This window comes from Caballeronia cordobensis, assembly GCF_001544575.2.
Classification (GTDB): Bacteria; Pseudomonadota; Gammaproteobacteria; order Burkholderiales; family Burkholderiaceae; genus Caballeronia; species Caballeronia cordobensis.
In genome coordinates this window covers 1-13,393 of the sequence record NZ_FCNY02000018.1, presented here as the reverse complement: position 1 = coordinate 13,393, position 13,393 = coordinate 1, and the positions used below count along the sequence as shown (strand labels likewise).

Annotated in this window: 13 protein-coding genes and 1 tRNA gene; 10 read left to right on the top strand and 4 right to left on the bottom strand. The window is 64.0% G+C overall.

What is annotated here, in order from left to right; all coding sequences use genetic code 11:
* Positions 1-2: 2 nt before the first annotated feature.
* Positions 3-1,679: a nitrite/sulfite reductase gene (locus AWB70_RS28160; protein WP_014190646.1), complete on the bottom strand. Its 1,677-nt coding sequence runs from the start codon at positions 1,677-1,679 to the stop codon at positions 3-5.
* A 238-nt stretch (positions 1,680-1,917) separates the two neighbouring features.
* Here AWB70_RS28160 and AWB70_RS28155 point away from each other — a divergent pair, with 238 nt between their 5' ends.
* From AWB70_RS28155 to AWB70_RS28145, 3 genes are all read left to right on the top strand, one after another.
* Positions 1,918-2,859 (top strand): CysB family HTH-type transcriptional regulator, encoded by a 942-nt coding sequence (locus AWB70_RS28155; RefSeq protein WP_014190645.1) that lies wholly within the window; start codon positions 1,918-1,920, stop codon positions 2,857-2,859.
* A 58-nt stretch (positions 2,860-2,917) separates the two neighbouring features.
* The gene (locus AWB70_RS28150) at positions 2,918-4,078 is read left to right on the top strand and encodes an ABC transporter substrate-binding protein (protein ID WP_014190644.1); all 1,161 of its coding nucleotides are present in this window, start codon (positions 2,918-2,920) and stop codon (positions 4,076-4,078) included.
* 108 nt (positions 4,079-4,186) lie between these two features.
* A tRNA-Leu gene (locus AWB70_RS28145) sits at positions 4,187-4,271 on the top strand.
* A gap of 94 nt (positions 4,272-4,365) precedes the next feature.
* Here the strand turns inward: AWB70_RS28145 and AWB70_RS38890 are convergent.
* Both AWB70_RS38890 and AWB70_RS28140 read right to left on the bottom strand, forming a co-directional pair.
* Positions 4,366-4,521: a hypothetical protein gene (locus tag AWB70_RS38890; RefSeq protein WP_159680328.1), complete on the bottom strand. Its 156-nt coding sequence runs from the start codon at positions 4,519-4,521 to the stop codon at positions 4,366-4,368.
* 105 nt (positions 4,522-4,626) lie between these two features.
* On the bottom strand, positions 4,627-5,094 hold the full coding sequence (locus AWB70_RS28140) for a hypothetical protein (RefSeq protein WP_235024379.1): 468 nt from the start codon (positions 5,092-5,094) through the stop codon (positions 4,627-4,629).
* Positions 5,095-5,226: 132 nt separating this feature from the next.
* Here AWB70_RS28140 and AWB70_RS28135 point away from each other — a divergent pair, with 132 nt between their 5' ends.
* From AWB70_RS28135 to AWB70_RS39105, 4 genes are all read left to right on the top strand, one after another.
* A complete protein-coding gene (locus AWB70_RS28135; protein ID WP_053567623.1) occupies positions 5,227-6,804 on the top strand; it encodes a hypothetical protein in 1,578 nt (525 codons plus the stop codon).
* Between the two features lie 121 nt (positions 6,805-6,925).
* The gene (locus tag AWB70_RS28130) at positions 6,926-8,020 is read left to right on the top strand and encodes a TIGR03118 family protein (protein ID WP_053567622.1); all 1,095 of its coding nucleotides are present in this window, start codon (positions 6,926-6,928) and stop codon (positions 8,018-8,020) included.
* Positions 8,021-8,186: 166 nt separating this feature from the next.
* Complete coding sequence (locus AWB70_RS28125) at positions 8,187-8,894, top strand: pseudouridine synthase (RefSeq protein ID WP_053567621.1); 708 nt, start codon at positions 8,187-8,189, stop codon at positions 8,892-8,894.
* A gap of 168 nt (positions 8,895-9,062) precedes the next feature.
* The gene (locus tag AWB70_RS39105) at positions 9,063-9,239 is read left to right on the top strand and encodes a hypothetical protein (RefSeq protein WP_014190639.1); all 177 of its coding nucleotides are present in this window, start codon (positions 9,063-9,065) and stop codon (positions 9,237-9,239) included.
* Here AWB70_RS39105 and AWB70_RS28120 read toward each other — a convergent pair.
* The gene (locus AWB70_RS28120) at positions 9,236-10,300 is read right to left on the bottom strand and encodes an NAD-dependent epimerase/dehydratase family protein (RefSeq protein ID WP_053567703.1); all 1,065 of its coding nucleotides are present in this window, start codon (positions 10,298-10,300) and stop codon (positions 9,236-9,238) included. The genes AWB70_RS39105 and AWB70_RS28120 overlap by 4 nt on opposite strands.
* Positions 10,301-10,381: 81 nt before the next feature.
* Between AWB70_RS28120 and AWB70_RS28115 the strand changes: the two genes are divergently transcribed.
* The 3 genes from AWB70_RS28115 to AWB70_RS28105 all read left to right on the top strand — a co-directional run bounded on the left by AWB70_RS28115 (position 10,382) and on the right by AWB70_RS28105 (position 13,285).
* A complete protein-coding gene (locus AWB70_RS28115) occupies positions 10,382-11,413 on the top strand; it encodes a CDP-6-deoxy-delta-3,4-glucoseen reductase (RefSeq protein ID WP_014190637.1) in 1,032 nt (343 codons plus the stop codon).
* Positions 11,414-11,681: 268 nt separating this feature from the next.
* Complete coding sequence (locus AWB70_RS28110; protein WP_053567620.1) at positions 11,682-12,866, top strand: acetylornithine transaminase; 1,185 nt, start codon at positions 11,682-11,684, stop codon at positions 12,864-12,866.
* Positions 12,863-13,285 (top strand): GNAT family acetyltransferase, encoded by a 423-nt coding sequence (locus AWB70_RS28105; RefSeq protein WP_053567619.1) that lies wholly within the window; start codon positions 12,863-12,865, stop codon positions 13,283-13,285. Before AWB70_RS28110 ends, AWB70_RS28105 begins: the two co-directional genes overlap by 4 nt.
* Positions 13,286-13,393: the final 108 nt, after the last annotated feature.

The following is a 13,393-nucleotide window of genomic DNA, read 5'->3' as shown; positions in this document are numbered from 1 at the left end:
CTTTAAGCGTGTGCCTGGCGCGATGCGTACACGCGCTCCTTGAACGGCGCGATGCCGATGCGGTTGAACGTCTCGATGAAGCGCTCGTCTTCGACGCGGTTATCGACGAAGGTATCGATCACTTGCGAGATCACATCCGGCATTTCTTCCGCCGAGAACGACGGGCCGATCACCTTGCCGAGATGCGCGCCGGTCGCGCCGGAGCTTTGCTCGCCGCCGAGCGTCACCTGATACCACTCGGAGCCGTCCTTATCGACGCCCAGAATGCCGATGTTGCCCACATGGTGATGACCACACGCGTTGATGCAGCCCGAGATGTTCAGCGACAGATCGCCCAGGTCGTGCACGTAGTCGAGATCGTTGAAGCGGTCCTGAATGGCGAGCGCGATCGGAATCGACTTCGCATTCGCGAGCGAGCAGAAATCGCCGCCCGGGCACGCGATGATGTCCGTCAGCAAGCCGATGTTCGCCGTCGCGAAACCCAGTGCCTTCGCGCGTTCCCACACCGTGTACAGGTCGTGCTTCTTCACGTTCGCGAGAATCAGGTTCTGCTCGTGCGACACGCGGATTTCGCCAAACGAGAACTCGTCGGCCAGCGCGGCGACGTCGTCCATCTGCTTGTCGGTGGCGTCGCCCGGCGCGATCTCGCGCGGCTTGAGCGACAGCGTCACCGACGCGTAGCCCGCCACCTTGTGCGGACGCACGTTGCGCTCGACCCAGCGCGCGAACGGCTTGCTGTCGATCAGATGCTTTTCATACGAGGCGTCGGTGTCCGCGAGCTTCTCGTAGGCGGGCGGCGCGAAGAACGTCGACACGCGATCGACTTCTTCCTGCGTGATCGTCGACGGGCCGTCCTTCAGATGCTGCCACTCTTCCTCGACCTGCTTGCTGAACTTCTCCGCCGACAGCGCCTTCACCAGAATCTTGATGCGCGCCTTGTACATGTTGTCGCGGCGGCCGTAGCGGTTATACACGCGCAGCACGGCTTCGCAATACGTAATCAGGTGCTGCCACGGCAGATCGCGCTTGATGATCGCGCCGACGATCGGCGTGCGGCCCAGACCGCCGCCCGCGAGAATGTCCATCACGACTTCGCCTTGCGCGTTCTTCTTCAGATACACGCCCATGTCGTGGATCTGCACGGCCGCGCGGTCTTCCGCCGAGCCGTTCACCGCGATCTTGAACTTGCGCGGCAGCCACGCGAATTCCGGATGGAACGTGGACCATTGGCGCAGAATTTCCGCCCACGGACGCGGATCGACCACTTCATCGGGCGCGACGCCCGCGAACTGGTCCGCCGTGATGTTACGAATGCAGTTGCCCGACGTCTGGATCGCGTGCATCTGGACGGACGCGAGCTTGCGCAGGATTTCCGGCGTTTCTTCGAGCTCGACCCAGTTGAACTGGATGTTGGTACGCGTCGAGAAGTGGCCGTAGCCGCGATCGTGCTCGCGCGCGATGGTCGCCAGCATGCGGAGCTGATCGCTGCGCAGGTTGCCGTACGGAATCGCGATGCGGTGCATGTACGCGTGGCGCTGATAGTACAGGCCGTTTTGCAGACGCAGCGGACGGAATTCTTCTTCGCTCAACTCGCCCGACAGACGGCGGCGGACCTGGTCGGCGTACTGCGCGACACGTTCGTCGACGATGCGTTGGTCGATCTGATCGTATTGGTACATTCGGGGGCCCCAAGTTCTTGTGTAAAGCGCGACGTCCTAGCTCGGTGTTCCAGACCCGTTGCGCGTCTCATCCATCGAATATCCATTGAGTGCCTGTCGCGCGAGCCGTTCAGACGGAACGCTCATTTGCTTATGACAGATAGAGATATGGATATTGGAAAAATTGGACTGATAGTAAAGAACCTGCTATATATTGCAAACGACTGAAAAATTACTTTGATATGCGGCTGAGTTATAAATGAATCTGCATCAGTTCCGCTTCGTGCGCGAGGCCGTCCGGCAGAACTTCAACCTGACGGAAGCCGCGAAAGCGCTGTATACCTCGCAGCCCGGCGTCTCCAAGGCGATCATCGAGCTGGAAGACGAATTGGGCGTCGAGATCTTCACGCGGCACGGCAAGCGCGTGAGATCGCTCACCGAGCCGGGGCGCATCATCCTCGCGTCGGTCGAGAAAATATTGCAGGAAGTCGAGAGCCTGAAGCGCGTCGGTAAAGATTACGCGGCGCAGGATCAGGGCAATCTCGTGATCGCCGCGACGCACACGCAGGCGCGCTACTCGCTGCCCGCCGCCATCGCCGAATTCAAGAAGCGTTTCCCGAAGGTCCACCTGTCGATTCTGCAAGGCAGCCCGACGCAGGTCGCGGAAATGGTGATCCACGATCAGGCGGATATCGCCATCGCGACCGAGGCCATCGCCAACTATAAGGAACTGGTGTCGCTGCCCTGCTTCCAGTGGCAGCATCTCGCGGTCATGCTGCCGGATCATCCGCTGCTGGAGCGCAAGACGCTCACGCTCGACGATCTCGCGCAGTACCCGATCATCACCTACGAAGCCTCCTTTGCCGGGCGCACGAAGATCAATCAGGCGTTCCAGTTGCGCAATCTGACGCCGGACATCGTGCTCGAAGCCATCGACGCGGACGTGATCAAGACTTACGTCGAGCTCGGTCTGGGCATCGGGATCATGGCGGATATCGCGTTCAATCCGGAACGCGACAAACATCTGCGCGCGATGCCGGTCGGGCATCTCTTCGGCACGAACGTGACGCGGCTCGCGCTGAAACAAGGCGCGTATCTGCGCAGCTATGTGTATACGCTCGTCGAACTGCTGTCGCCGTCGCTGAACCGCAAGCTGATCGAACAGGCGCTTTCCGGCGAGCACGAAAGCTACGAGCTTTAGAGAAACGGCGGCGCGCGCCGCCTCAAAAAAGAAGACCCTTCCCTTGGAGACCTTTCCGATGACGTTGTCGAAGTTCACGCGCCGGCTCGTGGCCGGCGTTGCCTTGTCTGTCTTGGCCGCCGCCGCGCAGGCGCAACTGAAAGTGGGCATCGATCTGTCGAGCACGGGGCCCGCCGCGGCGATCGGCATCACCAGCAAGAACGCGATGCTCATGTGGCCGAAGACCATTGCCGGACAGAACGCGGAATACATCATCCTCGACGACGGCTCGGACCCGGGCGCGGCGGTGCGCAATATCCGCAAGCTCATCAGCGAGGATCATGTCGATGTGATCGTCGGGCCGAACATCACGCCGGCCGCGCTCGCGGCGCTCGATCCCGTCGCCGAATCCGAAACGCCGATGATCACGCTGATCGGCTCGGCGTCGGTCGTGGAGCCGCAGGAAGGCAAGAAGGTGTGGGCGTTCAAGATGGCGCAGACCGACCGCGCGATGGCCGACGTGATGACGCGTTACATGGCCAATCACGGTGTGAAGACGGTGGGTTTCATCGGCTTCGCGGACAGCTACGGCGATAGCTGGCTCAACGAATTCACCAAGTTCGCGGATCTGCGGCATATCAGGATCGTGGCGAGCGAGCGCTTCAACCGGACCGATGCCAGCGTCACCGGCCAGATTCTCAAGCTGATGGCGGCAAAGCCGGACGCGGTGCTGATCGCGGGCGCGGGCACGCCTACGGTGCTGCCGCAGCGCACGCTCGTCGAGCGCGGTTACAAGGGCGCGATCTATCAGACGCACGGCATCGCGACGCCGGAGTTCATCAAGCTCGGCGGCAAGGACGTGGAAGGCACGCTCTTTCCGACGCAGCCGGTCGTCGTCGCGCGCACGCTGCCGGCGGATCATCCGTCGAAGAAGGCGGCGCTCGCGTTCGTCAGCGCTTACGAGGACAAGTACGGCAAGGGCAGCGTGACGCAGTTCGCGGGCGATGCGGCCGGCGTGTATCCGCGCTTGCAGGATGCCGTGGCCCGCGCGCTGAAGGCCGGCAAGCCCGGCACGAAGGAATTCCGCGTGGCGCTTCGCACGGAACTGGAGCGCGCGCATGAACTCGTCGTGCCGAACGGCGTGGTGAACACGAGCGCGACCGATCACGTGGGTCTGGATCAGCGCGCGAGCGTGATGGGCGTGATCAAGAACGGGCAATTTACGTATCTCGCCCAGTAATTTCCGAGTTTGTGAAACGGCGCTGCCGCCGCTTGCCGGCGACGGCGTTTTCGGTCATAATCGCCGACTCGATTGGTTCGTTATTGATTGTCCGTGCGAACCATTCAGGCCCAGGTGGTGAAATTGGTAGACGCAGGGGACTCAAAATCCCCCGCCGCAAGGCGTGCCGGTTCGATTCCGGCCCTGGGCACCACGATTTCCGAGAAAGCCGCTCCGTTGTGAGCGGCTTTTTTGCGTCTGGGCGGGCGGTTTTCTGGCTGGGTTCTGAAGGGTCGCGCGTGTTGCGTTCAATCGGGGCCGGGGTGATGGTCGGATTCGTCGGGAATCAGCTTCAGAGTGAGCTGTCCCAGCCACTTCCCTACGACCGGCGCGCCATACCATGCAAACGCGGACGCGAGCACGACGGGCCAATACTCTCTAAAGAATCCCAATACGAAGTTCAACATTTCTCCACCCTGGCCTTCCATTCATTCAAGGCAATCGTTAATACGTAGTACACCAAAGAATCCCGCAGTGGATCCATCGGCAGAAGACCCCTGACTTCGTCACTAAACGAAGCGACGAGCAAGTATAGCCACAGAAGCAAGCCAATCAGAAAGGCGAAGATTCCCATATTCGCGATAAGCGCCACGAGTGATTCGACGCCCTGTCGCCCAGCGAGAGAAGCCGCTTCGAAACTGATTCGGCAGTAAGGTCAGCGCCATGTTGAGGCTGACGCTCGATGCGACCAGCGAGATCGGGAAGAAATCGTCCCTTCCGGGCTGTTTCAGCGCCACGCGCAAGATATATTCGATCGCTCCCATGAAAAGCGGCAGTCCGACGATCAACTGCCGCGCGGTCCTATCGAAACCCTTCGATTGCATCGTCATCATCCGTTCGTACCCGATGGCTGAATGTCGCCGATGATGCGGCGCGCAGAAAGTCGTCCGAATGGCCAAACCGCTTTCGCCATCGGAATGTGCGCCATCGCGTATACGCGCGTCACCGCTCGCGCAAGAATCGGCCACCATCGGCATTCGAAATCCCGGCGCGCGGAGCCTCACGGGGATGCTCGCGCGCGCAGCGCCCGCATTTCGGGTTGCTTAGGACTTGCGATGCCGTGCGCCGCTCACGCGATGCGTCGAGCCATAACTCCAAAAAGGTGCGACATGAATCGACCTGAATACTCGCTGTCGCTCGACTCGGTGATCTGCCGCCGCTGCAGCACCGTTTCGGCGGCGGAGGAACTCACCTGCCCGGCGTGCGGCGCCGACCGTCAGGGCGCGATTTTCACGAGTCATGCCGATACCGCCGCCGCGCGCCTTCCCGCGCCGCTCGATATCGTGGATCTGAGCGACAGCGGCTGGCTGCAGCGCCTCGTGCGCCGCAAGATGCTGACGTCGTATCCGAACTTCGTCGAGCCCGGCGATCTGCCGGACGGCGAGCCGCGCAAGCCCGCGCGCACCGGCATCGCGATGCTGGTCGGCAGCGTGGTCGCGAGCATCGCGGCGGGCGGCTATTTCTATCTGACACTCGACGACAACGTCGCGCCGACGACTCCAGAGACCGGCATCAGCGCGGCGGGTTCGGTGCATGACGGCGCATCCGTCGCGCCCGCCGCCGAGAGGACGCGCCCTGCCGCTTTGACCCGGTCGCGAGACGACGCGCCCGCCCCGGCCAACGTGGCTAAGGCGAACGACGCGCCTGAAGCACACGCATCCGCGGCGCACGATGCGCCGGTCGCAGCACATGCGACGACTCAAGCCGCGCCGCTTCCGCCGCGCATCGAGACTCCGGTCGCCACGGCGAAGGCGCCTGCACACGATATCGCGCCGCCAGTGACGATCGTCGCGACGAAGCCCGCGCCAGCTCCGACGACGAGCGTGGCCGCTTCGAAGAGCGCTTCCGACGCCGCTGTGACGCCGTCGATCAAACCGCCTGCGCCGGCCATCGCAGTGGCACAGAAACCGGAACCGCGTGAGACCGCCGCGTTTGCGCAAACGCCCGTCGTCGCACCGGCACAAAAGCCGGCACCGCTCGAAAGCGCGAGGCTGCCGACGCCGGCACCGGTCCAAAGCACAGTGCTCGCGACAGCAAAACCTTCGACGCCCGCACCGGCACAAAAGCTGGAAGCGCCTGCAAGACCGGTCACGCAGCCGACCGCAACCGCCTCCCAACCAGCGAGCGTCAAAAGCAATCCGACCGTGGCCGCGCTCGACAAGCCCGCCGCGCCCGTCACGGAGCCGCTTCCCGCGGCAGTCGCGCACAGCATCGCGGCGGTCCAGCAAGCGCTGACTAACCGCGATCTCACCGCCGCGCGCCGTCACATGCGCGGCCTCTACGCGAGCCTGCCACGCAGTCCGGAAATCCAGCAGCTTGCGGCCGATGTGTCGCGACAGGAACGCGCGCGCGACAGCGCAATGGCCAGCGCCCGCTCCTGCGCTGTGAACCAGGACCCGGCGTGCGCGCTGCGCCATGCGCGCCGCGCGGTATCGCTCGATCCGCGCAACGCGCAGACGCAGGCGACGCTGCGCCGCGCGCTCGCTGTGCAGAACGAATCGAATACCGAGTACTTCCGTCAGGCCAGCGCGATACCGGCGCCGACCGTTCCGGCGATGACCTTCGACGGTCGCTGGAGCGCCGGCACGCGACACGGCGCGGCCTCCGGCGAGAACGGCGCGCCCAACTTCACGGTGTTCGGCTGGGGCGTGCCGACGGTCGCCAAGGGCCGCGGCGACGCGCACTGAAATGCGTCGGGAAATGCGTTGGAAACAGCTTGCCGGATTACAAACGGAATAAGCCCGCGGGCCTGTCCGTTTAGAGGTGACGAACGAACTGAGGGCGCGTCGCACCCGAGGAGTCACCATCATGCAAACCGGCTTGTGGAACCGTATCGTCGCTTGCGCCGCCGCGGTCGTGGCGCTCACGGGCCTCGCATCGTGCGGCGGCTCGGACGGAGACATGCCCGCGCCGACGCGCTTCAAGGCGTCGATCGTCGTATCGGACGGCGCCGTGCCCGCGCCGCACACGGACCCGAATCTGAAGAACAGCTGGGGCGTCGCGTTCAATCCGAACGGCTTCGTCTGGGTCGCCAATAACGGCACGCAGACGGCCACGCTCTACGACGGCAACGGCGTCGTGCAATCGCTCGTCGTGTCGATTCCCCCGTCCGCGACCGGTCCCGCCAGCCCGACCGGCATCGTCTTCAACAAGGGCCCGGATCTCACGCTCGCGCGCAACGGCAAGTCCGGCGTGGCGGCGTTCATTTTCGCGGGCGAAGGCGGCTCGATCACCGCGTGGGCGCCGGCGGTCGACACGACGCATGCGTTCACCGTCGTCGATTCGAGCGCGTCGGGCGCGATCTACAAGGGGCTCGCGATCGCGGTGAACGCATCGGGCGGCCATCGCCTGTATGCGACCGACTTTCACAACAACCGGATCGACGTGTTCGACGGCACGTTCACGAAGATCGCCGTGCCAGGCGGCTTCCGGGACACGCAGATTCCCGCGGGCTTCGCGCCGTTCGGCATTCAGGCGGTCGGCGCGAAGATCTACGTGACCTACGCGAAGCAGGACGACGACGCCGAGGACGACGTGCCGGGCGCGGGCCAGGGCTTCGTCGACGTGTTCGATATCGACGGCAATCTCATGCTTCGCCTCGCGCCGAACGGCCCGCTGAACGCGCCGTGGGGCGTCGCGCAGGCGCCCGGCAACTTCGGCACCTTCAGCAACGACATTCTCGTGGGCAATTTCGGCGACGGCACGATCAACGCGTTCGATCCGAACACCGGCGCGTTCGTCGGCCAGTTGATCAACACGGACGGCACGCCGCTCGTGCAACCCGGCCTGTGGGGCATCGCGTTCGGCAACAACCTGAACGCGCAGCCGTCCAACACGCTGTTCTTCGCGGCGGGGCCGAACGCGGAGGCCGATGGCGCGTACGGCCGCATCGACATGCAGTAACGCGCGTCGCTTTTCCTGGGCGATGACGCGAGCGCGGACAACTCCTCGTCCGCGTGCGCATCGCCAGCCTGTGCGCCGTCCGTTCGCGCGGACGGCGCTCTTTTTGCCGCTGCGGGGCGAAGAAAGCGCGGCTTGCTAGAATGCGCGCTTCAACTCCGCTCATCCGATGGACCTCGAAACCCTCCTCTTCTCCCAAGGCTTCGGGTCGCGCCGCCAGTGCCGCGGGATCGTCGCCGAAGGCCGCGTGCGCATCGGCGGTGAGACATGCGACGACCCGCGCGCCGATATTCCCGTCACACCCGGTCTCGAATTCGAAGTCGACGATCATCTCTGGATGTATCGCGAAAAAGCGTATGTCGCGCTCAACAAGCCCGCGGGCTACGAATGTTCGCGCGATCCGCAGCATCACTTGAGCGTGTTCCATCTGCTGCCGCCGCAACTGGCCGAGCGCGGCGTGCAGGCTGTCGGCCGGCTCGATCAGGATACGACCGGCCTGCTGCTGCTCTCCGACGACGGCGCGTTCGTTCACGCGTTCACATCGCCCAAACGCAAGGTGCCGAAGGTCTATCTCGCGACCGTGCGTCATCCGCTCGACGACGTGCAGCTCGCGAAACTGCGCGAAGGCGTGCTGCTGCACGGCGAAACGAAGCCGAGCGCCGCGCTCGCCGCCGCGCGACGAGACGAGCGGCTGCTGGAACTGACCGTGCTCGAAGGCAAATACCATCAGGTGAAGCGCATGGTCGCGGCCGCGGGAAACCGCGTGGAGCAACTGCATCGCGAACGGGTCGGCGGTTATGCGTTGCCGGCCACACTGGCCGAAGGCGCGTGGCGCTGGCTCGATGAAGGCGACCTCGCCGCGCTGCGTGGCGCCTGACGGGCGCTGCGCGCCGCCCGCGCACGACACCGCCTCCTTCATTCAGCATGCAAATCGGTGAAAGCCCCTAAATCCGCGCGCTGCGGCGCAGCATGCCTTCCTTCTGCCGTCCTCATATACTGGTCTAACGGATACCAATAATGACTATCAAAAAAGCAGGAGGGCATCATGGTCTCCCACTCGACCGTCGCACTGATCGCGTTCGTCGCGCTGAGTGTTGTCCTCATCGGGGTGCTCGCCGCCGTCATGCACGTGCGCCATAAATATTCGCCGAATCTCATCGGCGCATTGATTGGCGCGCTGATGTGCTTCATCCTGCTCGAAACGATTCCCGCGCTGATCTAGCGCCGCGCGTTCGCTTTCAGGAAATCGTCGACCGTCGGATGGCGCAGCACGTAGCCCAACTCGCGCTTCAGGCGCGCGTTGGACAGCCGCCGCGATTCGCGCATGAAGGAGAGCGTGATCGGCTCGAGACGCGCCTGCGCCTCTTCTCGCGTAATGCGCGGCACGCGCGGCAAGGCGTATGCATCGGCCACGCGATCGAAATAATCCGCCATGCGCAAGTCGGTGTCGTCCGATGCGTTGATCACGCGTTGCGGACGCCCGCGCGAGAGCGCGCGCACCAGAATCGCCGCGAGATCGTCGGCGTGGATATGGTTCGTGTAGACATCGTCGGATTCGACGAGCGCCGGCAATGCCCGCTCGATGCGCGCGACCGGCAGCCGGTTGCCCGCGTAGATGCCCGGAATGCGCGCGATCGAAACCCGCCAGCCGCTCCCCGCCCCCGCCGCGCGCAACTGCGTTTCCGCCGAGACGCGCCGCCGCGCGCGCTCGTTCTCCGGCCGCGCGGGCCGCGTTTCATCGATCCATGCGCCGCCGCAATCGCCATAGACGCCGGTCGTGCTTGCATAGACGAAGCGCAGGCCGGGGCGAAAGCCGGTCTTTCGAATGCTGGCCGGGAAAGGGCCGTCGGGTACAATGAAAGACGTTTTCGCGAAGGAACCCGGACGTCGAACGCGGCGTTTCAGCGGCGCGCCGGACGCATGCCGTTGCCGCATGACGGCCGACTGCGCCGGGCGCGCGGCCGAACGGCGCGGCGCGCGCAAGGTGGCGACGAGCGCGCGCGTGCGGCTGTCGATCAGGCCATCGCGCGGCGGCGGCGCGAGATGCAGCACGCTGCGCGCAACGCCTGCCAGACGCCGCAGGCTCGCGCGCACGTCGAGATCGCCGGGAACGGGCGTTGCACCCGCCGCACGCAACTCGCCCGCGCGCTCCGGATGATGCGTGAGCGCGATCACGCGGGGCGGCGCGGCACGCGCGTTGAGGATCTGCAGCGCACGCATGCCGACATCGCCGCAGCCGACGATCAGCACGCGCGCGCGGCGCAGGATTCGAGTGGCGATCATGCCGGTCATTGTATCCGCCGCTTCAGGAACGCGCGCTCGGCAGCATCGAGACACATTCACCCCATTGCATGACATCGATCTATGGCTTTTAACGTAACGCTCCGGCAAAGCGGCCGGCAGTTTCAAGTGGAACCCGACGAACCCGTGCTGACCGCCGCGCTGCGTCAGGGCATCGGCCTGCCGTACGGCTGCAAGAACGGCGCGTGCGGCTCCTGCAAAGGTGCCGTCGTGAGCGGCGAAGTCGAGCAGGCGCCGCATTCGTCGTCCGCGCTCTCCAACGATGAGAAAACGCGCGGCATGGCCCTCTTCTGCTGCGCGACCGCGCAGACCGACCTGACCATCGACGTGCGCGAAGTCGCGGGCGTCGGCGACGTGCAGGTCAAAAAGCTGCCGTGCCGCGTGAACGCGCTGGAGCGCCGTGCCGACGACGTCATCGAGTTGAAGCTGCAACTGCCCGCCAACGAGCGGCTGCAGTATTACGCGGGGCAGTACATCGAATTCATCCTGAAGGACGGCAAGCGCCGCAGCTATTCGATGGCGAGCCCGCCGCATCACGAAGGCCCGCTCGAACTGCATATCCGCCACATGCCGGGCGGCACATTCACGGATCACGTGTTCGGCGCGATGAAAGAGCGCGACATCCTGCGCTTCGAAGGCCCGCTCGGCACGTTCTTCCTGCGCGACGAATCGGAGAAGCCCATCGTGCTGCTCGCGTCGGGCACGGGTTTCGCGCCGATCAAGGCGATCATCGAGCATGCCGTCTTCAAGAACCTGAACCGTCCGATGACGCTGTATTGGGGCGGCCGGCGCGCGAAAGATCTGTACATGATGGATCTCGCCGAACAGTGGGCGAAAGAGATTCCGAACTTCAAGTTCGTGCCCGTGCTCTCCGAGCCCGACGCGAGCGACAACTGGACGGGCCGCACCGGCTTCGTTCATCGCGCTGTCATCGAAGATCTGCCAGACTTGAGCGGCTATCAGGTGTACGCGTGCGGCGCGCCCGTGATGGTGGAATCCGCGCAGCGCGACTTTACGCAGCATCACCGGCTGCCGGACGACGAGTTCTACGCCGATTCGTTCACGAGCGCGGCCGACCTCGCCCATCCGGTCTGAGCGGCATGCGATGCGCCGTGCGCGCGGAAAAAATCCGCGTGCACGGTTTACAGGCAGCAACCCCTTAACGTATCCTTCGCGAATGATCAAAATCCTGAACGCACTTCGACGTCGCCGCTCGCCGCTCCCCTAGGGATGCCGCTGGCACGTCATGCATTTGCGCTCACGTTCGGTCATTGCCGAAACGTACGAAATGAAGCCACGGACATTCCGTGGCTTTTGTTTTTTCCGCACCACTTCCTCTTTTGCCTTCGTGGAGCCCGCTGTCATGAATTTCAATGAGTACCCCGTTGATTCGCTGATGTACATCACGAACCGTCCCGAGATCGTCTTCACGCACGGCAAGGGTTCCTGGCTCTACGACAACACGGGCAAGCGCTATCTCGACTTCATCCAGGGCTGGGCCGTGAACTCGCTCGGCCACTGCAACGAAGGCATGATCGAAGCGCTGGAGAAGCAGGCACGCACGCTGATCAACCCGTCGCCGGCCTTCTATAACGGTCCGATGGCGCAGCTCGCGGGCCTTCTCACCGCGCATAGCTGTTTCGACAAGGTGTTCTTCGCGAACAGCGGCGCCGAAGCGAACGAAGGCGCGATCAAGCTCGCGCGCAAGTGGGGCAGGAAGTTCAAGAACGGCGCGTTCGAGATCATCACGATGGATCACAGCTTCCACGGCCGCACGCTCGCGACAATGTCCGCGAGCGGCAAGGCCGGCTGGGACACGATCTACGCGCCGCAAGTGCCGGGCTTTCCGAAGGCCGATCTGAACGACATCGCGTCGGTCGAGAAGCTCATCAACGAGAAGACGGTCGCCGTGATGCTGGAGCCGATTCAGGGCGAAGGCGGCGTGATTCCCGCGACGCGCGAATTCATGCAGCAGTTGCGCGCGCTGACCAAGCAGCACAACCTGCTTCTGATCGTCGATGAAGTGCAAAGCGGCTGCGGCCGCGCGGGAACGCTCTTCGCCTATGAGCTCTCGGGCATCGAGCCGGACATCATGACGCTCGGCAAGGGTATCGGCGGCGGCGTGCCGCTCGCGGCGCTGCTGGCGACGGCCGAGGTCGCGTGCTTCGAAGCCGGCGATCAGGGCGGCACCTACAACGGCAATCCGCTGATGACGGCAGTCGGCCATTCGGTGATCTCGCAACTCGTCGCGCCGGGTTTTCTAGAAAGCGTGCGCGAAAAAGGCGACTATCTAAAGCGCGAGTTGCTGAAGCTGTCGGACGAGCGCGGCTTCAAGGGCGAGCGCGGCGAAGGCCTGCTGCGCGCGCTGCTGCTCGATAGCGACAAGGGTCCGCAGATCGTCGAAAAGGCGCGCCTGATGCAGCCCGACGGCATGCTGCTGAACGCGGCGCGTCCGAATCTGCTGCGCTTCATGCCCGCTCTGAACGTGACGAAGGACGAGATCGACCAGATGATGTCGATGCTGCGTTCGGTGCTCGATTCGCTGTGATCATCCGCGCGTTCGAGCCGGGCGATCGCGACGCCGTGATCGCCCTGTGGCGCGATGTGTTTCCGGAGTACGCGGATACATCGCGGCCGCAGCGCGATCCGGCGCTGTCGATCGCCAACAAGATGAAGACGCAGCCGGAACTGTTCTTCGTCGGCTTGCTCGATGGAGCGATCGCCGGCACGGTGATGGCCGGTTACGACGGGCATCGCGGATGGGTGTATTCGCTTGCGGTCGCTATGTCATTGCGCGGCAACGGCTACGGCAGCGCGTTGATGCAGCACGCGGAACGCGCGCTCGCGAAGCTCGGTTGCCCGAAAGTCAACTTGCAGATTCTGAGCGTGAAGACGGAACTGCGCGGGTTCTATGAGAAGCTGGGGTATCGGATGGATGAAGTCGTGAGCCTCGGCAAACGGCTATGAAAAAAGCCGACCGTCTCACGACGGTCGGCTTCAGACTGCTGACAAAGCCCTGGCTCTTGCCAGGGCTTTGTCGTTAAATGAGCGCCATGCTCAAGAAACCGACGCCTA